19 protein-coding genes are annotated in these 20,855 nt (G+C 71.2%); 6 read left to right on the top strand and 13 right to left on the bottom strand.

Going from position 1 to position 20,855, the window contains the following annotated elements:
• Nucleotides 1-17 precede the first annotated feature (17 nt).
• A complete protein-coding gene (locus ABZT04_RS20450) occupies nt 18-1,271 on the top strand; it encodes a styrene monooxygenase/indole monooxygenase family protein (protein ID WP_356058113.1) in 1,254 nt (417 codons plus the stop codon).
• Here the strand turns inward: ABZT04_RS20450 and ABZT04_RS20445 are convergent.
• The 4 genes from ABZT04_RS20445 to ABZT04_RS20430 form a co-directional block, all read right to left on the bottom strand.
• Entirely contained in the window at nt 1,244-2,278 is a 1,035-nt protein-coding gene (locus tag ABZT04_RS20445; RefSeq protein WP_356058301.1) for a C40 family peptidase, read from the bottom strand. The genes ABZT04_RS20450 and ABZT04_RS20445 overlap by 28 nt on opposite strands.
• Nucleotides 2,279-2,420: 142 nt before the next feature.
• Nucleotides 2,421-2,741, bottom strand: a complete 321-nt coding sequence (locus ABZT04_RS20440; RefSeq protein WP_356058112.1) for a hypothetical protein — start codon at nt 2,739-2,741, stop codon at nt 2,421-2,423.
• Nucleotides 2,734-3,384 carry a helix-turn-helix domain-containing protein gene (locus ABZT04_RS20435; protein ID WP_356058110.1) on the bottom strand — a complete coding sequence of 217 codons (651 nt, stop codon included), beginning with the start codon at nt 3,382-3,384 and terminating at the stop codon, nt 2,734-2,736. The genes ABZT04_RS20440 and ABZT04_RS20435 overlap by 8 nt, the downstream gene beginning before the upstream one ends.
• Nucleotides 3,385-3,439: 55 nt before the next feature.
• Nucleotides 3,440-4,378 (bottom strand): diiron oxygenase, encoded by a 939-nt coding sequence (locus ABZT04_RS20430; protein WP_356058109.1) that lies wholly within the window; start codon nt 4,376-4,378, stop codon nt 3,440-3,442.
• 316 nt (nt 4,379-4,694) lie between these two features.
• On the opposite strand from ABZT04_RS20430, the gene ABZT04_RS20425 reads away from it, so the two are divergent.
• Nucleotides 4,695-5,345, top strand: coding sequence for a hypothetical protein (locus ABZT04_RS20425; RefSeq protein ID WP_356058107.1), 651 nt, complete (start codon nt 4,695-4,697; stop codon nt 5,343-5,345).
• A gap of 16 nt (nt 5,346-5,361) precedes the next feature.
• Here the strand turns inward: ABZT04_RS20425 and ABZT04_RS20420 are convergent, their stop codons facing one another.
• From ABZT04_RS20420 to ABZT04_RS20390, 7 genes are all read right to left on the bottom strand, one after another.
• Nucleotides 5,362-5,877, bottom strand: a complete 516-nt coding sequence (locus ABZT04_RS20420) for a DUF3291 domain-containing protein (RefSeq protein WP_356058105.1) — start codon at nt 5,875-5,877, stop codon at nt 5,362-5,364.
• Between the two features lie 45 nt (nt 5,878-5,922).
• Complete coding sequence (locus ABZT04_RS20415) at nt 5,923-7,380, bottom strand: penicillin-binding transpeptidase domain-containing protein (protein WP_356058300.1); 1,458 nt, start codon at nt 7,378-7,380, stop codon at nt 5,923-5,925.
• Nucleotides 7,381-7,388: 8 nt separating this feature from the next.
• Nucleotides 7,389-8,747, bottom strand: coding sequence for an FtsW/RodA/SpoVE family cell cycle protein (locus ABZT04_RS20410; protein ID WP_356058104.1), 1,359 nt, complete (start codon nt 8,745-8,747; stop codon nt 7,389-7,391).
• Between the two features lie 61 nt (nt 8,748-8,808).
• Nucleotides 8,809-9,279 carry an SH3 domain-containing protein gene (locus ABZT04_RS20405; RefSeq protein WP_356058103.1) on the bottom strand — a complete coding sequence of 157 codons (471 nt, stop codon included), beginning with the start codon at nt 9,277-9,279 and terminating at the stop codon, nt 8,809-8,811.
• 69 nt (nt 9,280-9,348) lie between these two features.
• The gene (locus ABZT04_RS20400) at nt 9,349-10,554 is read right to left on the bottom strand and encodes a HAMP domain-containing sensor histidine kinase (RefSeq protein ID WP_356058298.1); all 1,206 of its coding nucleotides are present in this window, start codon (nt 10,552-10,554) and stop codon (nt 9,349-9,351) included.
• A gap of 65 nt (nt 10,555-10,619) precedes the next feature.
• Nucleotides 10,620-11,336, bottom strand: a complete 717-nt coding sequence (locus ABZT04_RS20395; protein WP_356058101.1) for a hypothetical protein — start codon at nt 11,334-11,336, stop codon at nt 10,620-10,622.
• Between the two features lie 93 nt (nt 11,337-11,429).
• The gene (locus ABZT04_RS20390; protein WP_356058100.1) at nt 11,430-11,936 is read right to left on the bottom strand and encodes a dual specificity protein phosphatase family protein; all 507 of its coding nucleotides are present in this window, start codon (nt 11,934-11,936) and stop codon (nt 11,430-11,432) included.
• 96 nt (nt 11,937-12,032) lie between these two features.
• Between ABZT04_RS20390 and ABZT04_RS20385 the strand changes: the two genes are divergently transcribed.
• Both ABZT04_RS20385 and ABZT04_RS20380 read left to right on the top strand, forming a co-directional pair.
• Nucleotides 12,033-12,836 carry a nuclease-related domain-containing protein gene (locus tag ABZT04_RS20385; protein ID WP_356058099.1) on the top strand — a complete coding sequence of 268 codons (804 nt, stop codon included), beginning with the start codon at nt 12,033-12,035 and terminating at the stop codon, nt 12,834-12,836.
• A gap of 75 nt (nt 12,837-12,911) precedes the next feature.
• Complete coding sequence (locus ABZT04_RS20380; RefSeq protein ID WP_356058098.1) at nt 12,912-13,604, top strand: Clp protease N-terminal domain-containing protein; 693 nt, start codon at nt 12,912-12,914, stop codon at nt 13,602-13,604.
• 639 nt (nt 13,605-14,243) lie between these two features.
• Here ABZT04_RS20380 and ligD read toward each other — a convergent pair.
• Nucleotides 14,244-15,125, bottom strand: coding sequence for a non-homologous end-joining DNA ligase (gene ligD, locus ABZT04_RS20375; RefSeq protein WP_356058097.1), 882 nt, complete (start codon nt 15,123-15,125; stop codon nt 14,244-14,246).
• 54 nt (nt 15,126-15,179) lie between these two features.
• Here ligD and ABZT04_RS20370 point away from each other — a divergent pair, with 54 nt between their 5' ends.
• Entirely contained in the window at nt 15,180-16,205 is a 1,026-nt protein-coding gene (locus ABZT04_RS20370; protein ID WP_356058096.1) for a Ku protein, read from the top strand.
• Between the two features lie 21 nt (nt 16,206-16,226).
• On the opposite strand, the gene ABZT04_RS20365 is transcribed toward ABZT04_RS20370, so the two are convergent.
• Complete coding sequence (locus ABZT04_RS20365) at nt 16,227-17,984, bottom strand: beta-ketoacyl-[acyl-carrier-protein] synthase family protein (RefSeq protein ID WP_356058095.1); 1,758 nt, start codon at nt 17,982-17,984, stop codon at nt 16,227-16,229.
• A 395-nt stretch (nt 17,985-18,379) separates the two neighbouring features.
• Between ABZT04_RS20365 and ABZT04_RS20360 the strand changes: the two genes are divergently transcribed.
• Nucleotides 18,380-20,767, top strand: coding sequence for an endonuclease/exonuclease/phosphatase family protein (locus ABZT04_RS20360; RefSeq protein WP_356058297.1), 2,388 nt, complete (start codon nt 18,380-18,382; stop codon nt 20,765-20,767).
• Nucleotides 20,768-20,855 lie beyond the last annotated feature (88 nt).

The raw sequence follows: 20,855 nt of genomic DNA, 5'->3' as shown, positions 1-20,855 counted from the left end.
AAGGAGCCACCACCCGTATGCGGAAGATACTCGTCGTCGGAGCCGGCCAGTCCGGGCTCCAACTCGCCCTCGGACTCCAGTCGCACGGTTACGAGGTCACCCTGATGTCCAACCGGACCGCGGACGAGATCCGCTCCGGGCGGGTCATGTCGACGCAGTGCATGTTCGACACGGCCCTCGGGCACGAGCGCGAGCTCCAGGTGAACTTCTGGGAGTCCCAGGCCCCGAAGATCGAGGGACTCGGCGTCTCGGTCGCGGCCCCCGGCTCGCACGACCCGGGCCCGACCCAGCGCGCGATCGACTGGGTGGGCAGGCTCGACGGATACGCGCAGTCGGTCGACCAGCGGGTCAAGATGGCCGGCTGGATGGAGACCTTCGCCCAGCGCGGCGGCCAACTGGTCATCCACGGCGCGGCCGTCGGCGACCTCGACTACTTCTCCCGTACGTACGACCTCGTCCTCGTCTCGGCGGGCAAGGGCGAGCTGGTATCCATGTTCGCCCGCGACCCGGAGCGCTCCCCGTACACCGAGCCGCAGCGCGCGCTCGCCGTCTCCTACGTCCACGGTCTGGGCCCGCGCCCGGAGCACCCGGAGTTCGACGCGGTCCGCTGCAACCTGGTGCCCGGCGTGGGCGAGTTGTTCGTCATGCCGACCCTCACCACCTCGGGCCGCGCCGACATCCTCTTCTGGGAGGGCATACCCGGCGGCCCCCTCGACGTCTTCAACGGCGTCAAGGACCCGGCGGAACACCTCTCCCTGACCCTGGACCTCATGGAGAAGTTCACGCCGTGGGAGTACGACCGGGCGCGGAACGTCGAACTGACCGACGCGGGCGGCACGTTGGCCGGACGCTACGCGCCCACCGTCCGCAACCCCGTGGGCCAGTTGCCCGGCGGCGGTCTCGTCCTCGGCGTCGCGGACGTCGTCGTCGCGAACGACCCGATCACCGGTCAGGGCTCCAACTCCGCGTCCAAGTGCGCGGCTTCGTATCTCGCCTCGATCCTCGACCACGGGGAGAAGGAGTTCGACGGCGACTGGATGCGGGCCACGTTCGAGCGGTACTGGGACACCGCGCGCCACGTCACCAAGTGGACCAACGCGATGCTCGCGCCGCCGCCGGAGCACATCCTCAACCTCATCGGCGCGGCAGGCCAGTTGCAGCCGGTCGCGGACCGGTTCGCCAACGCGTTTGACGACCCGGCCGACTTCGAGAACTTCTTCTACGAGCCGGAGAAGACGGCCGCCTACCTCGGGTCGGTCGCCGGAGCGTAGCCGGACCGGTCCGGGCGCACCGCCCCGAGGATCGGGTAGGACGCGATCGGCGACACCTGGACCTTCTCGCCGGTGCGCGGGGCCTGGACGATCTTTCCGTCACCCAGGTACATCGCCACATGGGTCGCCTCGGGGAAGTAGATGACCAGGTCACCGGGGCGCAGCTCGTTCAGCGGGACCCTGGGCAGGTCGGCCCACTGCTCCTGGCTCGTCCTCGGGATCGGGGTCCCCGCGTGGCCCCACGCCTCGGACGTCAGCCCCGAGCAGTCGTAGGACTTCGGGCCCTCCGCTCCCCACTCGTACGGCTTGCCCATCTGCTGTACGGCGTAGCGGAGGGCCTGGTCGCCCGCGCGCGAGGGTTCGCGGTCGTCGTCGCCCAGGGCGCCCGAAGTGACCAGTTTCCGCTGGGCCTTGTCGACGTCGGTCTTCTCGAAGGCGGCCAGCGCGGTGAGTTGGTCGGAGCTGAGGGAGGTGAGGAGCTTCTCGACGTCGGCCAGCCGCTTGCGGACGTCGTCGCGGTCCTTCTTCTGCCGTGCGGCCAGGGTGAGTTGACCGTCCAGCGCCTTGCGGGCGGCGCGCGCGAGTCCGTCGCTCTTCTTCTCGCTGCCGACCAGCCGGCCCACCGTCTCGGCCCGCTCCCGCGCCACCTGCCCGATCACATGGCCCTCGTCGAGCGCGTGCTGCGGATCGCGGGCGAGCAGCAGCCGTACGTACGGGGAGAGCGCGGTGCTGTTCTGGTACTGCTCCCGGGCCAGCCGTCCGGCGGCGCCCCGGCTGTCGTGCAGGGTGAGGCGGGCGCGGGCCAGCGCGGAGTCGAGCCGGTCGACCTCGGCGCGCTGCTTCTTCAGCTTCTCCTCGGTGGCGTTGTACGTCTCCGTGGCCTGCTCGGCGTCCCGGTACAGGGTCTGAAGATCCGTCAGCAGCTCGGCCACGGGCCGCTGTCCGGGCGCCTGCGGATCGGGTACGGCCGCGGCGGGCAGCGGTGCGAGGACGATCCCGGCCGCCATCGCCGCCGTACAGACCAGACGCAGAAGCCTTCCTGACACGTCATCACCTCCGGTGCGCGGCGGGCCCTCCGCCCCGCACCGTGAGCATCAGTCGCGGTCGCCGGGTCCGCGCGCCGAGTGTGCGCGGTTCGGCCCAACCCGGTCACCCGTGGGTGTCGTCCGGCTTGCCGCCCGGCGTGGCGTCCGGCTTGGACCACGGCCAGCGCAGGGTGCCGCCACTCTTGCCTTCCGGGTCGTACTCGTACTTCCAGCCCTTGGGCAGACCGAGGCGTTTGCTGTGGGCCCTGGGCACCCGGCGGTACACGAGCACCGTGGGCCGGCCGCCGGCCGCGTCGGGGACCGGGATGCGGTAGGTCTTCGGCGGGTTCCCGGTCGGGCCGACCAGGACCGGCAGGGAGCGCCCGTCCATGGGGCCGCCCTCGAACGGGGTGTCTTCGCTCTTCACGCCACCAGTGTCAGCCATCCACCGCTAGGCCCTGGACCAGCGCGGCGGTCTGCGGGTCGCGCCGGGCCGTCACCGAGAGCACCGCCACGAACTGCTCGACCAGCCAGTCCCGCAGTTCGTCGAGGGACGGCTGCTTGTCCTCGTCGAGCCAGATCAGCGAGGCGGCTTCCACGGCCGTGATCCACATCCGTACGGTCATCCGCAGCCGTGGTCCGGGTTCGGCGACGCCGAGATGGCTGAGGATGTGCACGGCGGCGGCCCGCCGGACCCCGTCCACGATGGCCGTCGTACGGGACGTCTCCACGACGCTCCCGCCCTGGAGCAGTGCGCTGAACCCGGCGTCGTGCTGGTCGACGAAGCCGAGGTAGCGGTCGAGGGCGCGGGCGAGCCGGGGGAGGAGCGGGCCTTCGCGGGGTTCGTCGAAGCACTGCTGGAGTTCCTCGGCGGCGGAGCGCAGGGCGGCTTCGTAGAGCTGCTGCTTGCCGCCGGGGAAGTACCGGTACACCAGGGGCCGGGAGACACCGGCCGCCTCCGCCACGTCGTCGAGGGAGACGTCCTCGGGGGCGCGGTGGGCGAAGAGGCCGAGGGCGGCGTCGAGGAGCTGGGTCCGCCGCTGCTCCACGTTCAGGCGGCGGTAGGCGGGGGTCGCGGCCGGGGTCATGAAGTGCAGCGTAGCCGTGCGGGTCCAGGTCGGGTCCGTAGCGGCCGGCCGCCACCTATGCGAGGAGGCCCGACGCCTTCCACAGACGTCGCCGCACACCCCGCAGCACGCCGATGTCGTCGAGGAAGTCCGTCAGCTTCTTCGAGCCCGTCTGCATGACCTCGCGCCGGTGTCCGCTCGTCCGCACCTGCGCGACCGCCTCGCGCTTGTCGAGGCCCACATTCGTGTACACCTCGGGGTTCACGAAGGCGACGGAGAACATCCGCGCGAACTCGCCCGACGTCACCCGGGTGAACTCCTGGGACCACCTGGGCGCGGTCACCATCTGGCGCCTCAACTCCTCGCGGGCGTACCGCACATGGCGGGCCTCCTCCACCACGTGGATGCGGGTCACACCCCGCACCAGCGGCTGCACCCGCTCGTCCGGGAACGTCAGCCGCTGCATCCAGTCGAGGACCTCCTCGCCGAGCAGCGTGGCCGTGAAGGAGCCGGGGGTGGTGGAGATCGTCTTGAACAGCCGCCCCAGGTTCTGGTGGGCCCGGCTCACCGGATACCAGGGTGTGTCGCCGCGGGAGATCAGCCGCGCGAACATCTTCGAGTGCCGGCACTCGTCCTCGATCTCCGTGAGCGCGTAGCGGACGTGCGCGCTCGTCGCCGCCTTGTCGTAGATGTGGCGGACGAGCAGCTGCATCAGGATCAGTTCGAACCAGATGCCGAGCGAGGCGAGCGCGGCGGCCTCGTGCTGCGAGAGCAGGATGCGCTGCTCCTCGCCCATCCGCTTCCACAGCGGGGTGTCGTACAGCGAGACCAGCTCCGGCGGCCAGAACCACTTGCCCTCCTCGAAGGGCGCGTTCCAGTCCAGTTCCTTGTCGGGGTCGAAGGAGTGCTTGGCGGAGGAGGCGAGCAGCCGCTCGGCCACCTGCTCACGGTCCTTGAGCAGGCCGAGCGCGTCACGCAGCCCGTCGACCGCGTCGGCTTCGGTCAGGGTCGTCATGGTTCTCCCACCTCGCACATCGGCGTGTTACCCGGGGTCACATCCTCCGAAGTCTTATGAGACTGCTTGTCAGCAAGCTCGTCAATCCCCCATGCGGGACTTGTTGGTCGGACAGGGGTTCCTTCGCGGGTACGGTTCTGGAGTGTCCATGCCACCGCCGCCGCAGCAGCCCCCATATCCTCAACAGCCGTACGGGCAGCCGTCATACGGGCAGCCCTCGTACGGGCAACAGCCCTATGGGCAACAGCCGCCCGCCCCGCCTTATGGAGCGGCGCCGTACCCTCCCCAGCCCTACGGCTGGGGTGCTCCGCCGCCCGTGTTTCCGGCGCCGAAGAAGCGCGGGGTGGGGCTCGTCGTCGGCATCGTCGGCGGGGTGCTCGGTGTCGGTGTGGCGATCGTCGTGGCCCTCGCCCTGATCGGTGAGCGGGTCGAAAGCGGCTTCCCCGAGGCCGACTTCACGTTGACGCTGCCGAAGACGCTGATAGACGGCCGGTTCGAACTCGCTGCCGACCTCTCCGACACCGAGGGGCAGAAGATCGAGCAGGAGGCGGACGGGGCCTGGGACGCGAAGGACACCGTGGGAGTGGTGGGCACCTACGCCCTGAACGGCGACGCGACCAAGGGCACGCTGGCGCTCTCGGGGATGTACGGCCGGTTCAAGAACGCGGACGACGCCCGTGAGGGCCTGCTGAGGGGCGCCGGCCAGGCCACCGGGGTGACCGTCGCCGTGCCGCGGAAGGACTTCGCCGAAGGGGGTGTCACGATCTCCTGCCAGGTGATCACCCAGCGGAGGTCCGGCGCGGAGCTCACCTACCCGACGTGTGCCTGGGCCGACGGCAACACGGCGGCCGCCGTCGCCTGGACCACGCAGAAGACCCTCACCCAGGACCCCGCGGACGTGGATCTGGCGTTCTCGGCGAAGATGACCTCGCAGGTCCGCTCCGAGACCCGCAAGGCCATCCATTGATCGATCGCGCCGCCGCCTAGACCGAACAGCCCAGCTCCTCCGGGATGTTGACCGGTGCCACCGGTTCCGCCCCCTGCGCCGGGAACGACGTCCGCAGCGTGAACGCGTACGGGGTCGGGCCGTGGGCCCGCAGGTGCAGCAGGCGGTCCTCGGCCTCCGACACGGCGGGTCGGTGACCCGTCGGGACCCACCACAGGACCGCCATCGCCTCCCGCATCCGCTCGAACCACTCACGGCGGCGGGCCAGCAACTCCCGGTGCTGTCCTTGGTACATGAACGCGGTCAGGGCGTTCGTGTCGCGCCACGTCGACATGTTGATGATCAGCCAGTCGTCGCCGAGGACGGGGACGTCGGTCGCGTTGCCGCTCTCGGACTGAAGGCGCCACACGAAACCCTCGGCCGTGTCGGCTACGGCGTTCACCGGATCGAGGGCGTCCACGAAGTCCTTCAACTCCGGGGAGTCCAGCGGGAATCGGAGGCGTGCGATGTTGACCTGGGCGAGCTGAAACGGGCGCGTCAAGGACTCAGTCATGGACCGAACGGTAGGTCGGGCTGGGCGGCTTCCGGTACCCCCGTCTCACGAACCGAGCACGGCCTCCATCACCGCCTTGGCGATCGGCGCCGCGTCCCCGCCCCCGCTGATCTCCCCCCGGTGCGCCGACGCGTCCTCCACCACCACCGCGACCGCCACCTTCGCCTCCATGTCCCGCTCGCCCTGCGCCCAGGACACGAACCAGGCATACGGCGTACCGGAGTTGCCGATGCCGTGCTGTGCGGTGCCGGTCTTGCCGCCGACGGTCGCGCCGGGGATCGCCGCGTTGGTGCCGGTGCCCTCGGTGACCACGTCCTCCATGAGTTCCCTCATCCGTGCGGCGGTCGATGGACGCATCGCCTGCCGGGCGGGGCGCGAGCCCGCCGTCGACACCGTCGCGCCGCCGCGCCGCGTCGTGCGTTCCACCAGATACGGCTCCCGCACCTGCCCGCCGTTCGCGACCGCCGCCGCGACCATCGCCATCTGCAAGGGCGTGGCCCGCGTGTTGTACTGCCCGATCGACGACAGCGCCAACTGGGCCCTGTCCAGCGAGGTGTCGAAGGTGCTGGGGGAGACCGCGAACGGGATCCGCACACGGGTGTCGTTGAAGCCGAACGCCTGCGCCGTGGCGCTCATGTCCCGCACGCCGACATCCACGCCCAGCTTCGCGAACACCGTGTTGCAGGACCACTCGAAGGCGGAGCGGAGCGGCGCGTCCACACACCCGTCGCCCTCGTTCCTCAGCGTCGTCGTCGTGCCCGGCAGGGTGTACGGGTCGGGCGAGTCGGTCGCCGCGTCCAGGTCGCTCACCACCCCCGCGTCCAGCGCCGCCGCCGCGGTGACCACCTTGAACGTCGAACCCGGCGGATACGTCTGCCGCACCGCCCGGTTGAGCATCGGCTTCGCCGCGTCGGCGTTCAGCCGGGCCCAAGCACGGCTCGCGGCCCGGCCGTTGCCCGACAGGGCCCCGGGGTCGTAGGACGGCGTGGAGACCAGCGCGAGGACGCGGCCGGTCGACGGCTCGATCGCGGCCACGGCACCCGTGCGCCCGCCGAGTCCGTCGTAAGCCGCCTGCTGTGCGGCCCTGTTGAGGGTGGTGAGGACGTCGCCGCCGGGGTTCTGGGCGCGGGTCAGGTCGTTCCACAGGGGGAACGGCGAGAGCATCGAGTCGGTGCCGGAGAGGATGGCGTCCTCGGAGTGTTCCAGGAAGGTCGTGCCGTACTCCTGCGAGGCGAAGCCGGTGACCGGGGCGTACAACGGGCCGTCCTTGTACGTCCGTTCGTAGCGGAGCTGCTCGCGGGAGTCGCGGGAGCCGGTGACCGCTTCGCCGCCGACGAGGATGGCGCCGCGCGGCTGGTCGTAACGGGCGATGGTGTGGCGGCGGTTGGCGGGATTGCCGTCGTAGGTCCGGGACTGGAAGATCTGGATGCGGGTGGCGTTCACCAGCAGGGCCAGCAGGAGCAGGGTGCAGAAGGCGGCGGCCAGGCGGATGTGGCGGGTCATGGCGTCGTTCATGCGGCCACCTCGATGTCGTACGGACGGCGGGCGGAGTCGCTGACCCGGATCAGCAGGGCCACGATCGCCCAGTTGGTGACGACCGAGGAGCCGCCCTGGGCGAGGAAGGGCATCGCCATGCCGGTGAGCGGGATCAGGCCGGTCACCCCGCCCGCGATCACGAACACCTGGAGCGCGACGATCGAGGCGAGGCCGATCGCGAGCAGTCGGCCGAAGGGGTCGCGCAGCGCGAGGCCGGCCCGGTAGCCGCGCTCCACGAGCAGGCCGTAGAGGATGAAGATCGCGGAGAGGCCGGACAGGCCGAGTTCCTCGCCCGCTGTCGCGAGGATGAAGTCCGACTTCGCGGCGAAGCCGATGAGGACGGAGTGGCCGAGGCCCAGGCCCGTGCCGAGCATGCCGCCGGCCGCGAACGCGAAGAGGGACTGGGCGAGTTGGTTCGGGCCCTGGCCCGCGTCGATCGACGCGAAGGGGTGCAGCCAGTCGAGGACGCGGCTGTGGACGTGGGGTTCGAGCCGGCCGACCGCGACCGCGCCGAGGGCCGCGAGCAGCAGGCCGACCGCGATCCAGCCGGTGCGGCCGGTGGCGACGTAGAGGAGGGTCACGAACAGGCCGAAGAAGAGGAGCGAGGTGCCGAGGTCGCGTTCCAGGATCAGGACGCCCACGCTCAGCAGCCAGATCGCGACGATCGGGCCGAGCACCCGGCCGGTGGGGAGCGTCAGGCGCCAGACGCGGCGGCCCGTGTAGGCGAGCGCGTTGCGGTTGGCCGCGAGATAGGCGGCGAAGAAGATCGCCAGCAGCACCTTCGCGAACTCGCCCGGCTGGATGGAGAATCCGGCGATCCGGATCCAGACCCGGGCGCCGTTCACGGCCGGGAAGAAGACCGGCAGGGTGAGCAGGGCGAGGGCTGCGGCCACGCTGACGTACGCGTAGCGCTGGAGGACGCGGTGGTCGCGCAGGGCCAGCACCACCACGATGAACAGGGCCACGCCCAGGGTGGACCAGACGAGTTGGGTGGGGGCCGCCCGGTCGCCCGGGGTCTCCAGGTCGAGCCGGTAGATCAGCACCAGGCCGAGGCCGTTGAGCAGCACGCCGATCGGCAGCAGGAGGGGGTCGGCGTACGGGGCCCGCAGGCGCACCGCGCAGTGCGCCAGCAGGGCGAGCACGCCGAGCCCGGCGCCGTAGCCGGCGGCGCCGGGCGGGATCGTGCCGTGTCTCGCGAGACCCACAGCGCAGTAGCCGTACACGGAGAGCAGGACGGCCACGACGATGAGGGTGAGTTCGATGCCACGGCGCCGGGGGAGGCGTACAGCGGGTGTGGGATGGTCCGCTGTCACGGTGGTTCCGGCGTTGGTCATGTCCGGAACTTACCCAAATGGGACGGGTTGTGTGCCTTGGGCGTGGAGTGTGTCTCGCCCGTCAGCACCAGCGGGGCGCGGGCCCGATGTTGTCGATGTAGCGCGCCGAACCCCACGCCCAGGTGCCGTCCGTGAGGAGGTACCAGAGGTTGTTGCCCTGGACGTTGGAACCGCGGGTCTTGCAGAAGATCGAGACGCGCTCGCCGCGGTGGGCGTATCGGATGACCCTGCTGCCGCGGTCCGGGCGGGAGCGCAGGGCCAGGTGGTTCGCGGTGACGACGCCCCGGTACAGGCGCTGGTTGTCGTCGTGGCCGCCGCTCGGGTCGTGGTCGCCGCGGCCGTCGAGGCTGTCGGCGCTCTGTTGGTCGTCGCCGCCCTGCTGGTTCCACGCGCCGTCGTCCTGGCGGCTGACGCCCGGGTCTTCGTCGCCCCAGTCGTCGTCGGCCACGGCGGGTGTGACGGCGGCGGCGGTGACGAGCGCACCGGCGGCGACCGCTATGCCGAGGCGGCGGAGGGAGAGGCTGAGGGACATGGGGTACCTCCAGGAATGGGGCGAAGCTGACTAATCGCCACATTAGGAGGGGTTCACGCGGGGCGCTTCTCACACTGCGCCATCAGGGCCCCGGCCCGGTCGCTGAGGCAGCGTCAGGGTCGCCAGTGCCCCGCCGTCCCCCGCCGCGTTCGTGAACTCCAGCCGCGCTCCCAGCACCTCCGCCTGCCCCGCCGCGATGGTCAGTCCCAGGCCGTGCCCCCGCGCCCCGCCCTCCGTGCGGAACCGCTGCGGCCCGTGCTCCACCAGGTACTCCGGATATCCGTCCCCGTGGTCCCGCACGGTCACCACCGGCCCGTCCACGGTCAGCACGACCGGCTCCCGCCCGTGCTTGTGCGCGTTGGCGACCAGATTCCCGAGCACCCGCTCGAGCCGCCGCCGGTCCGTCTCCACCCACGCGTCCCGTACGACCCTGATCCCGGTGTCCGTCCCCGAGCCCCGCACGACCCGCTCGGCCACCGCCCCCAGCCGCTCGGTGTCCAGCTCGAGTCTCTCCCGACGGGTGTCCAGCCGGGAGATCTCCAGCAGGTCCTCGGTGAGCGTGCGCAGCGCTGCCACCCGGTCCCGCACCAGCTCGGTCGGCCGCCCCGGAGGCAGCAGTTCGGCCGCCGCGTGCAGACCTGTCAACGGGGTGCGCAACTCGTGCGCCACGTCCGCGGTGAACCGCTGCTCGGTCAGCAGCTTGCCCTGCAACGACGCGGCCATGGTGTCCAGCGCGGCGGCCACCGCGGCCACCTCGTCCTGGGGCAAGGTCGCGTCCTTCGTACGGGGATCGTCGACCCGCGCGTCCAGATCGCCGGCGCTGATCCGCCGGGCCACCTGCGCGGTCCCGTGCAGCCGCCGCGTCACCCGGGTCACCGCGAACGCGCCGACCAGCAGCGTCGCTCCGATCGCCAGCGCCGAGGACCACACGATCGCCCGGTCGAGCCCGGCGATGGTGTCGGCGCCCTGCGAGTAGTCGACCGCCACGGCCAGCACCCGGCCACCGTCGGCCGGGCCCGCGGCCCACATCGTGGGGCGCCCCCGGTGCTTGCCGACCATCGTGCCGCGCTCCCCGGCCGCCGCCAACTCCCGCAGCGGCACGGGCAGGTTCTCGGGATCGACGCCCGCGCCGTGCACCAGCGAGTCCCCGGCCTCGTACTGCGTCGTCGCCGTCCGCAGCCGCGACAGCGCCAGCTCACGGGCCTGGCCCACGGTCCGGTCGCTCACCGAGACATGCACGAGGACGCCGAGCAGGGCGGCCAGCGCACAGCACATCACGGTGATGAACACGGCGGACTTGAAGGCGAGGGTCCCGGCCCACCGGGGCAGCGCGGGCCGTCTCACGGGGACGCCGAGGGCGTGGGGGTCGCGCGCCGGACGCCGTGCTTGCGGCCGCCGGTGCGCAGGAACTCGTCGTGGGTCAGCAGCATCGCCTTCTGGTCGGCGTCCCAGGTCCACTGCACGCGGTACTCGTACCCCGCCAGCTCCGACGGCGAGCGGATGATCACCGAGTGGCCTGCCAGCTCGACCCCGCTCACCGCGTCGTCGTTGGCCATGACCTGCACCAGCCGGTGCTTCTCGACGGTGTAGACCCGCACGGCCGTCATCTTCGTGGGCAGCAGCCGGAAGCCCAGCGTCAGGTCGTCCCGTCCGTCGCCGGTCAGATCGCGGTAGTACGGCTTGAGGACGGGACAGCGGCTCCGGTCCCGGCCCTTCGCACAGTCGGCCATCCGCTCGGCGGTTCCCCGGTACGGCGCCTTGGCGCCCTCGTAGTCACTCCGGTGCGCGGCGATCTCGGCCCGTACGACGGCGACGGGATCCACCTTGCGGAGGTCGTCCCCGGGGACGGTGACGCCCTTCACGGTCTCGGTGTCCGCCTCGTCGAAGTCGTAGGCGGGGGAGGCGGCGGGCGACAGATCCGGCCAGAGCCGGGCCGGACTGGTCGCCGTCGGGGTCGCCCCCGCGCCACGCAGCGCGCCGGTGTCACCGCAGGCCGCGGCGGTCGCGAGGAGCAGGGCGACGGCGGCGGTGGCGCGGAGGGGGCGACGAAGCGGCACTGTTCTCCTGGCGAGGCGGTGATGCGGGACCCGTACACCCTATTCGTACGGAAGTCCTTTTTGTTCGCGTGCGTGAGTGGGTCGAGGAAACGGTTACTCGGCCAGTTCCTCCAGCAGCCGGGCCGTGGGCAGTCCCGCCCGCAGGTATTCGACGAAGAGGTCGTTGTGCAGCGCCCAGGGGGAGCGGCGGGCCCGGATCAGCCGGATCGCCTCCTCGGTGGAGTGCCCCCGGCGGACCAGCGCGTGCGCGACGACCAGCCCCGACCTGTTGTAGCCGTGATAGCAGCGGACGAGGACCTTCCGCCCCTCGTCCAGCGCGTCGCAGGCGGCCAGCGCCAGCCGCATCACGCCCGCGAGCTGTGTCCCGTCCAGCGGCCCGTCCGGAATCGGCCACACATGGTGCTCGACGCCGCTGTCGGGCCCGTGCCCCGGCAGTCGCAGCAGCGTCTGTACGAGATCGAACTCGTCTCGCGCCACCGCGAACTCCAGTTGCCCCGAACGCCCCCTGAACTCGTGTCCGCCCATCCACAGACCGGGTGTGATCTCGCTCCACGGACTGTCCGGAGCGGGTACGTCGGGTTGCTTCCTGCGCGTCCGCAACGGCGCCTCCCCAAGCCCCAGCGACTGACCCAAAGGTAACCGGGTTCTTGCCCCTTGAGCACCCCGCCTGTTCCCATGGTCGAGGGGTGATGGTGCATGAGCGGACTGCGCATCGTGCCGACCTGGCGCCATGGTCAGGAGCGGCTGTACGTCTGTCGCACGGACGGAAGGAACGTCGCCTGGTACGACAGGGAGGCGGCCCGGATCAACCTGCTGAGCGAGGACCGAAGAGAGGACGTCCTGCACGCCCTCGGCCCCTTCATCACCGGCCCGGTCACGGTGGGCCCGCCCCCGGTGCCGACCCCCGCGGAGCTCGCGCGGCTCAGCCTCCACCCGGACGACGACCTGGCCCCCAACCGCCCCGGCGAGGCACTCCACGTGGCCCTCGACCGGGACCCGGGTCCGCAGCACCGTCTCCGTCCCGATGCCCGCCGCCGCGCCCTGACCGCCGAACAGGCCGTCGGTGAGGCCCTGGACGCCCTCGACGGCGCCGGCTGGCACGCCCTCCACTCGATCCCGCTCCCCGGCGGCGACCGCCTCCACCACCTGGCGGTCGGCCCCGGCGGGCTCTTCGCGCTGCACACGCTGTACGCCCGTAAACAACGCGTCCGGATCACCGACCCCATGGTCCAGGTGGGCCGCCGCGACCCGCTCCCGCTGCTCCGCCGCGTCCGCGCCGACGCGGACCGGGCGTCCTACGCCCTCACCGCCGAGGTCCACCCGGTCCTCGCCCTGGCCGGTCCGACGGACGTCTCGGTGACGGCTCCGCTGCGCGAGGTCCGCGTGCTCCAGGACACGGAAGTGTCCGGACTGGCAAGAACGGGAGGGGTGTTGAAGCCCGCGGACGTGGAGGCGCTGCACGCGATGGCGCGGGATCGGCATACGTGGGGGCGGGTGTGAGGGGCCTGGCTTCGTGACTCGGAGAATCGTCAATTACAGATTGACGATGAAGTACCGTCAATTTAAAGTTGACGCATGAGTCCACTCGACATCAGCCTCGCCGACCTGATCGCGCGTCTCGACGAGGAACTCCCGGAAGCGGGCGAGCTGGCCCGCGTCAGCGAAGCGCGCCTGCGCGCCCAGACCCTGTCCGACCTCGGTGACCAGCTCATCGACCACTACGTCAGCAAGGCCAAGCAGACCGGCGCGTCCTGGACCGAGATCGGCGACGCCATCGGGGTGTCCAAGCAGGCCGCCCAGCAGCGCCACGCGCCGGGCCCCTTCGAGCGGTACACCAACCTGAACCGGCACAGCATCGTGCTGGCGCAGGAGGCCGCCCGCACCCACAAGCACGACTCCATCGGCACCGAACACCTCCTGCTCGGCCTGCTCGGCGAGCCACGGGGGCTGGCCTACGAGGTGCTGATCGCGAAGGCGGGTTCGGAGCAGCGCGTCCGCGACGCGATCGAGGAGGCGCTGCCGCCGGCCGGTGAAAAGGCGCTCCGGGGCCACATCCCGTTCCGCCCGGAAACCAAGGACTCCATCGGCCAGGCCCGCCGAGCCGCAGCCGACCTCGGCCACGACTGGGTCGGCACGGAACACACCCTGTTGGGCCTGATCCGCGTCGAGGGGAGCCCGGCGGCAAGGATCCTCAACGACCTCGGCTTCACCCCGGACGACCTCCAGGAGACGATCAGCACCGAGATCACCAAGCGCCGCGCGGCATAGGACAAGCGCTGACTGAGCAACCGGCAACAAGGGGAGACCGGGTCGACACGGGCTCCTGCGGGGTGCTCCGGCGGGTCGAGGGTGTCATGCAGGTCGTTCGGATCGCCGGGCTCTGATGGGGCCCCGGGATCGCCGCCGCCTGATCTATGCGGGTGGGCCCCTGCCGACCGGCAGTGCGCTCGGCGCCGCCGGTCTCAGCGCACTGCGTGCCGCTGCCCCTCCGAGCATCCGCCGACACGGCCAGGACCGGTGGTCGGGTGACATTCACGGCATCGCCCTCGCCCTCCCCTCGTCGAGCAGCGGCGTCAACAAATCCCGTACTCCGGCAGCCGTCCATATCGCACCCGCGCCACTACCCCCCCGGTCCGCCCGCCTCCCTGGCCGGAGCGGCGACGGCCCGCCACTCGCGGCACCGCCCTCGCCCCTCTCATCGAGCAACGGCGCCAACAAACCCCAGTACTCCGGCAGTCGCCCTCCCATGTCCGTTGCGAAAAAGGCGAGTTGACGCGCCGACCGGCCCCCTCCGCATGAGTGCTGGTGACTTCAAGGGGTGTCTCCGGCAGCCGTCCTTATCGCACCCAGCGCCACTGCCCCCGGCCACCCGCCGCCCCAGCCGGACCGGCGACGGCTGCCCGCCACTCACGGCACCACCCCGGCCCTCCCCCCACCCACCAACGGCGCCAACAAATCCCCGTACTCCCGCAGCCTTTCCCCCATGTCCGGTGCGAGAAAGGCGAGTTGATCCGCCGACCCGCACCCCTCCACCTCCCCCCACGTCACCGGAGCCGACACCCCAGGCTCCCTCCGCGCCCGCAGGGTGTAGGGCGTGGCCGTCGTTTTCCGTGCGGCGTTCTGGCTCCAGTCGACGAACACCTTTCCCGGTCGCAGACTCCGGGTCATCCGGTGGACGACGAGCCGTGGCAGGGCCCGCTCCGCCTCCACGGCCAGGTGCTTCGCGTACTCGACGGCCCGGCCCGACGGCACCGGCTCCACCCCCGCCAGCAGATGCAGCCCCTTCGCCCCGGACGTCTTGACGTACGCCTCGATCCCGTCCGCGGCCAACCGCTCCCGCAGCCACAGCGCGACCTCGCAGCACTCGACGACCGTCGCCGGCGCCCCGGGATCGAGGTCGAACACCAGCCGGTCGGCATCCCCCGGCGCCCCGATCACCCACTGAGGCGTATGGAACTCGGTGACGAGGTTCGCCGCCCACATCAAGGACGCCAGATCCTGCACCAGCACCATCCGGGCCGGCCCCTCCGACCTCGGCACCTCGGCCGTGGTGACCCAGTCGGGCGTACCCGGCGGCACGTTCTTGGCGAAGAAGACCTGGCCGTCGGGCCCGTCCGGATAACGCAGGAAGGACAGCGGCCGGTCGCGCAGATGGGGCAGCAGGACCTCGGCGGTCGTGGCGTAGTAGTGCAGGACCTCGCCCTTGGTGAAGCCGGTCGCCGGGTACAGCACCTTCTCCAGATTGCTGAGCGCGAGCCTTCGCCCCTCCACCTCTGTGATCGGCGTCATACGATGAGAATCCCACGTAAACGTGATGAATCGCCCAGAAGAAACGGAAGGCGGGTGCCGCAGGTGCGATCCATATGGAACGGTGCCATCTCCTTCGGCCTGGTCAGCATCCCGATCAAGCTGGTGAACGCGACCGAGAGCCACTCGATCTCCTTCCGCCAGATCCACACCGAGGACGGCGGCCGCATCCGCTATCGCAAGGTCTGCGAGCTGGAGGACCGTGAGGTCCCGCAGTCCGAGATCGGCAAGGCGTACGAGGACGCGGACGGCACGATGATCCCGATCACCGACGACGACCTGGCCCACCTGCCGATCCCGACGGCGAAGACGATCGAGATCGTGGCCTTCGTCCCGGCCGACCGGATCGACCCGCTCCAGATGGACGCGGCGTACTACCTCTCCGCCAACGGCGTCCCCGCCGCCAAGCCGTACACCCTGCTGCGCGAGGCGCTGAAGCGGAGCCAGAAGGTGGCCATCGCGAAGTACGCGCTGCGCGGCCGTGAACGTCTCGGCATGCTGCGCGTGGTCGACGACGTGATCGCGATGCACGGCCTGCTCTGGCCGGACGAGATCCGCGCCCCCGAGGACGTCGCCCCCGACACCGGCGTCACCGTCCGCGACAAGGAACTCGACCTCGCGGACGCCCTGATGGACACCCTGGGCGAGGTCGACCTCGCCGATCTCCACGACGACTACCGCGAGGCGGTCGAGGAGATGATCGCGGCCAAGGCCTCCGGCGAACAGCCCGCGGAGTCCCCGGCCCCGGCCCGCAGCGGCAAGGTCCTCGACCTGATGGCGGCCCTGGAGAAGAGCGTCCGCGAGGCGAAGGAGTCGCGCGGCGAGGGGGCGGGGGAGAAGGCCGAGGTCAGAGCGCTCTCGCCGCGCGCGACCCCCAAACAGGCCACCGGCAAGAAGTCGACCTCCACGGCGGCGAAGAAGACGGCGGCGAAGAAGTCCTCCCCGGCTCGCGCATCGACATCGACATCCGCGTCGGCGAAGAAGACGACACAGGGCAAGAAGAAGACCGCCGCAAAGAAGACCCCGGCGAAGAAGGCGACCCCGCGCAAGCGAACAGCCTGAGTCCTCGCCGACAGCGCCGCGCTACTCCACCCGCCGCAACGCCAGCACCGCGTTGTGCCCCCCGAACCCGAACGAGTTGCTGAGAGCGAGGTCCCCACTCCCGGGCAACTCCCGCGCCGCCCCCGTCACCACATCCAGCCCGATCGCCTCGTCCAACTCCCCGCCCCCCACGGTCGGCGGCACCACCCCGTGATGCAGCGTGAGGACCGTCGCCACGGCCTCGACCCCGCCCGCCGCGCCCTGCAGATGTCCGAGATGTCCCTTGAGTGCGGTGACAGGAAGGGCCCGTCGTCCGAACACGGCCCGCAGCGCCCCGGCCTCGGCGAGATCGCCCTCGACCGTCGCCGTGGCATGTGCGTTCACATGGACGACGTCCACGACATGCCCGCCCGCGTCCCGCACCGCCCGCCGCACCGCGAGCGCGACCCCGGCCCCCGAGGGATCGGGCGCCGCCATGTGGTGCGCGTCGGCGGACAGCCCCCACCCGGCGGCCTCGCAGTAGATCCGCGCCCCACGCGCGCGTGCGTGCTCCTCGGCCTCCAGGACGAGCACCCCCGCGCCCTCCCCGTTCACGAACCCGTCCCGGTCCTTCCCGAACGGCCGGGAAGGCGACGAACCGTCCGCCACCCCGCGCGTGGACAAGGCCCGCATCGCGGCGAACGACGCCATGATCGCCGGCGTGACGACCGCCTCGGCACCGCCCGCGAGGGCGATGTCGACACGGCCGTACCGTATGCGGTCGATGGCGGCCCCTATCGCCTCGGTGCCGGAGGCGCACGCGGCGGTGACCGTGCGGGCCTCGCCGGTGATGTGCAGATCGAGGGAGACCTGGGAGGCGGCCTGCGAGGGCACGGTCATGGGGGTGGTGAGCGGTGAGACGGAACGTCCGTCCCTGAGGCGGCGGTCGGCGCCGACGAGTACGGAAGCGTCTCCGAGGATCGCCCCGAGGCTGACGCCGACCCGTTCGGGATCGAGCCCGCTCTCCCGGGTGCCCCCGGCCGTGAACCCGGCGTCGCCCCACGCCTCCCGCGCGGCGAGCACGGCGAACTGCGCGCCCCGGTTCATCCGCCGCGCCGCCTGACGCGGCAGCAGTTCCGCCGGGTCGACGGGCACGGTGCCGGCCACCCGGACGGGCAGTTCCGCGAACTCCTCGCCGTCCAGTTCCCGGATCCCGTGCCGGCCGTCGAGCAGCCCCCGCCACAGCTTGTCGACGCCGACCCCGAGCGGTGTGACGGCACCGAGCCCGGTGACCACGACCCGCCGCGGCCCATGCGCGGTCGCCACCCGCTCCGGCCGCGGCTGATGCCGTACGACCCACTCCTCGTCCGCGCGCCCCCGTATCTCGGCGTCGGAGGCGACCTCCCCGGTGCTCCCGTCGAGGTCGCGATGCCACACACCCCAACGCCGTTCGTACGACAGCTCGTTGGCCTCCGGATCGACCACCCGCAGCGAGGTCACCCGGTCGCCGTCCCGGAACTCGACGCCGGTGAGGTCGTCGGAGACGAGTCGCGGCACGGCTCCGACGTCCAGGCGCCGGCCCGCGCTGGTCACCCGGCGGCTCCGGCCGAGCACCTCGTCGCGGTCACTCCCGCCGAGCGGCGGCCGCAGGGTGACCCGGATCGTCTCGGGCGTCTCGGGGAGGGTGTGGGTCACGACGTACCAGCGGGCGCGCTCGGCGTCGTCCGGGGTCAGGGCGATGAGGTCGCCCGGGATGACTTCGGCGGCGGTCACCGGGTGGGGAGCGAAGGGGACTTGTGACGATTCGGATGAATGGGACATATCTCTACACGCCTCCTGGGGACGGAACGGGCTTATGCCCTGCGGCAAACCATCCCGAGTGAACTGGACGAAACCGGAAAATGCCACGGTTGAAAGGTGAACCGGTTATGGTCCGGAGACCCTCAAGGCGCGCCCGAATAAGGTGAGTTGCCCGTTTTGATCACAGGGCTTATGTGTGGAAGGTCACTTTCGCGGCCCGTGCCCTATCATCGCCGCACGCACTTGTTCCCTGGATTTAACGCAAGGCCCTCTGGCAACTCCCTTTCTACGCGCGTAACTTGAGCCGACTCCCCACAGGCACCGGTATCGGCAGCTACACGAAGCACGAGGAGACCGCCAGCGTGTCCAGACCCGAGGGACGCAGACCCCGCGCCCGCCGCACCGCCTACGCGCTCATATCCGTCGGTGCGGCGGGAGCGTTCGCCTTCACCGCCCTGCCCGCCGCTTCCGCCACCCCGTCGGCCTCGGCGGTGATTGCCGAGGTGTACGGCGGCGGGGGCAACTCGGGGGCGACCCTGACCCGGGACTTCGTGGAACTCGGCAACGCCGGTTCCACCGCCTACGACCTGTCGGGCTACAGCGTGCAGTACCTGCCCGGTTCGCCCTCGGCGGCCTCCACTTGGCAGGTCACCGCCCTCACCGGCGCGATCGCCCCCGGCGCCCGCTACCTCGTCGGCGAGGGCACCGGCAGCGGCGGCACCACCGCGCTGCCGACCACCGACGCCGGCGGCTCGATCGCCATGAGCGCCACCACCGGCACGATCGCCCTGGTCTCCGGCACCACCGCGCTGACCTGCAAGACCGCCGCGGACTGCGCGGCCGACCCCAGCGTCGTCGACCTCGCGGGCTACGGCACCGCGGTCGTCCGCGAGGGCAGCGGCCCGGCCACCGGCGCCTCCAACACCGCGTCCGTCGCCCGCACCGACTCCCTCGCGGACACCGACGACAACGCGGCGGACTTCACCGCGGGCACCCCGACCCCGGTCAACTCGGCGGGCCAGACGCCCGGTTCGGGCGACGGCGGCGGTGGCGACGGCGGCTCGCCGACCGACCCCGGCACCGTCCGCGTCCACGACATCCAGGGCACGACCCGCCTCTCGCCGTACGCCGGCAGGACGGTCACCCGCGTCCCGGGCATCGTCACCGGCGTCCGGAGCAGCGGCTCCCTCGGCTACTGGATCCAGGACCCGACCCCCGACACCGACCCGCGCACCAGCGAGGCCGTCTTCGTCTACACCGGCTCCGCCAAGCCCACCGTCGCGGTCGGCGACTCGGTCCTGGTCACCGGCAAGGTCAGCGAGTACTACCCGAGCAGCACCAGCCAGTCGAACACCGAGATCGGCGGCCCGACGACCACCGTCCTCTCCAGCGGCAACGCCCTGCCGGACGCCGTGACGCTGGACGCCACTTCGGTCCCGGACGCCTACATCCCGACCGCGTCCGGCGGCAGCATCGAGTCCCTCGCCCTCCAACCCGCCGTCTACGCCCAGGACTTCTACGAGTCCCTGGAGGGCATGCGGGTCACCTTCGCCGACGCCCGCGTGGTCGGCGCCTCGGACGCCTACGGCGAGCTGTGGGTCACGGTGAAGCCGAACGAGAACGCGACGCCCCGCGGCGGCACGCTCTACTCCTCCTACGACCAGCCCAATACCGGCCGCATAGAGGTGATGTCGCTCGACACGACATCAACCCTCCCCGTGGCCAACGTGGGTGACGAGCTGTCAGGTACGACGGTCGGCCCCCTCGACTACTCCACCTACGGCGGCTACAACGTCCAGGCCACCCAGCTCGGCACCCTCGTCGACAACGGCCTGAAGCAGGAAGTGACCCGCCGTCAGAAGGGTGACGAGCTGGCGGTCGCCACGTACAACGTCGAGAACCTGGACGCGCTCGACACCCAGGAGAAGTTCGACCGGCTCGCCGAGGGTGTCGCGGTCAACCTCAACTCGCCCGACATCGTGGCCCTGGAGGAGATCCAGGACGACAACGGCGCCACCGACGACGGCACGGTGACGGCCGAGGCCACCCTCAAGCGCTTTACGGACGCGGTCCGCGCGGCCGGCGGCCCGGCCTACAAGTGGCGTTACATCTCGCCGACCAACGACCAGGACGGCGGCGAGCCCGGCGGCAACATCCGCCAGGTCTTCCTCTTCAACCCCAAGCGCGTCTCCTTCACCGACCACACGGGCGGCGACGCGACCACCGCCACGAGCGTGGTGAAGACCCGCAGGGGCGTCGAACTCACCTACTCCCCGGGCCGAATCGACCCGACCAACGCGGCCTGGGACGACAGCCGCAAGCCCCTGGTCGGCGAGTTCACCTTCCACGGCGAGCAGGTCTTCGTCGTCGCCAACCACTTCATCTCCAAGGGCGGCGACCAGCCCATCCACGGCCGCTATCAGCCCCCGGCCCGCAGCTCGGAGACCCAGCGCGCGGCCCAGGCTGCGGAGGTCAACACCTTCGTCAAGTCCCTGCTGGCGGCGGACAAGAACGCCAAGGCGATCGTCCTGGGCGACCTGAACGACTACGAGTTCTCGCAGACCGTCACCACCCTGACGGCCGGCAACGTCCTCAAGCCCCTGATCACCACCCTCCCCGCCGCCGAGCGCTACACCTACGTCTACGACGGCAACTCCCAGACCCTGGACCACATCCTGACCAGCCCCGCGGTGACGTCGTTCACCTACGACGTCGTGCACATCAACGCGGAGTTCGCGGACCAGGCGAGCGACCACGACCCGCAGATCGTACGGATCGACGTGTCCAAGTGCCGTAGCCACTGAGCCCGTTGGAGTCCGGAGGGGGGGGGGGGGTCGAGCAGGAACGCGCCCGCCCCGCTGACAATAAGAACCACCCGCACACAGACCACAC

The organism is Streptomyces sp. NPDC005492 (assembly GCF_040605995.1).
Lineage (GTDB): Bacteria > Actinomycetota > Actinomycetes > Streptomycetales > Streptomycetaceae > Streptomyces.
The sequence above is the reverse complement of the archived record's forward strand: the minus strand, read 5'-3'. Positions and strand labels throughout refer to the sequence as shown.

Coding starts and splice junctions, on each gene's coding strand:
- ABZT04_RS20430 (WP_356058109.1), bottom strand. CDS start 4,378: ATGACGACCCTGACCGAAGCCGACGCGGTCGACGGGCTGCGTGACGCG.
- ABZT04_RS20415 (WP_356058300.1), bottom strand. CDS start 7,380: ATGACCCGCCACATCCGCCTGGCCGCCGCCTTCTGCACCCTGCTCCTG.
- ABZT04_RS20405 (WP_356058103.1), bottom strand. CDS start 9,279: ATGTCCCTCAGCCTCTCCCTCCGCCGCCTCGGCATAGCGGTCGCCGCC.
- ABZT04_RS20385 (WP_356058099.1), top strand. CDS start 12,033: ATGAGCGGACTGCGCATCGTGCCGACCTGGCGCCATGGTCAGGAGCGG.
- ABZT04_RS20440 (WP_356058112.1), bottom strand. CDS start 2,741: ATGGCTGACACTGGTGGCGTGAAGAGCGAAGACACCCCGTTCGAGGGC.
- ABZT04_RS20380 (WP_356058098.1), top strand. CDS start 12,912: ATGAGTCCACTCGACATCAGCCTCGCCGACCTGATCGCGCGTCTCGAC.
- ABZT04_RS20400 (WP_356058298.1), bottom strand. CDS start 10,554: ATGTGCTGTGCGCTGGCCGCCCTGCTCGGCGTCCTCGTGCATGTCTCG.
- ABZT04_RS20450 (WP_356058113.1), top strand. CDS start 18: ATGCGGAAGATACTCGTCGTCGGAGCCGGCCAGTCCGGGCTCCAACTC.
- ABZT04_RS20410 (WP_356058104.1), bottom strand. CDS start 8,747: ATGACCAACGCCGGAACCACCGTGACAGCGGACCATCCCACACCCGCT.
- ABZT04_RS20365 (WP_356058095.1), bottom strand. CDS start 17,984: ATGTCCCATTCATCCGAATCGTCACAAGTCCCCTTCGCTCCCCACCCG.
- ABZT04_RS20435 (WP_356058110.1), bottom strand. CDS start 3,384: ATGACCCCGGCCGCGACCCCCGCCTACCGCCGCCTGAACGTGGAGCAG.
- ligD (WP_356058097.1), bottom strand. CDS start 15,125: ATGACGCCGATCACAGAGGTGGAGGGGCGAAGGCTCGCGCTCAGCAAT.
- ABZT04_RS20420 (WP_356058105.1), bottom strand. CDS start 5,877: ATGACTGAGTCCTTGACGCGCCCGTTTCAGCTCGCCCAGGTCAACATC.
- ABZT04_RS20445 (WP_356058301.1), bottom strand. CDS start 2,278: ATGGCGGCCGGGATCGTCCTCGCACCGCTGCCCGCCGCGGCCGTACCC.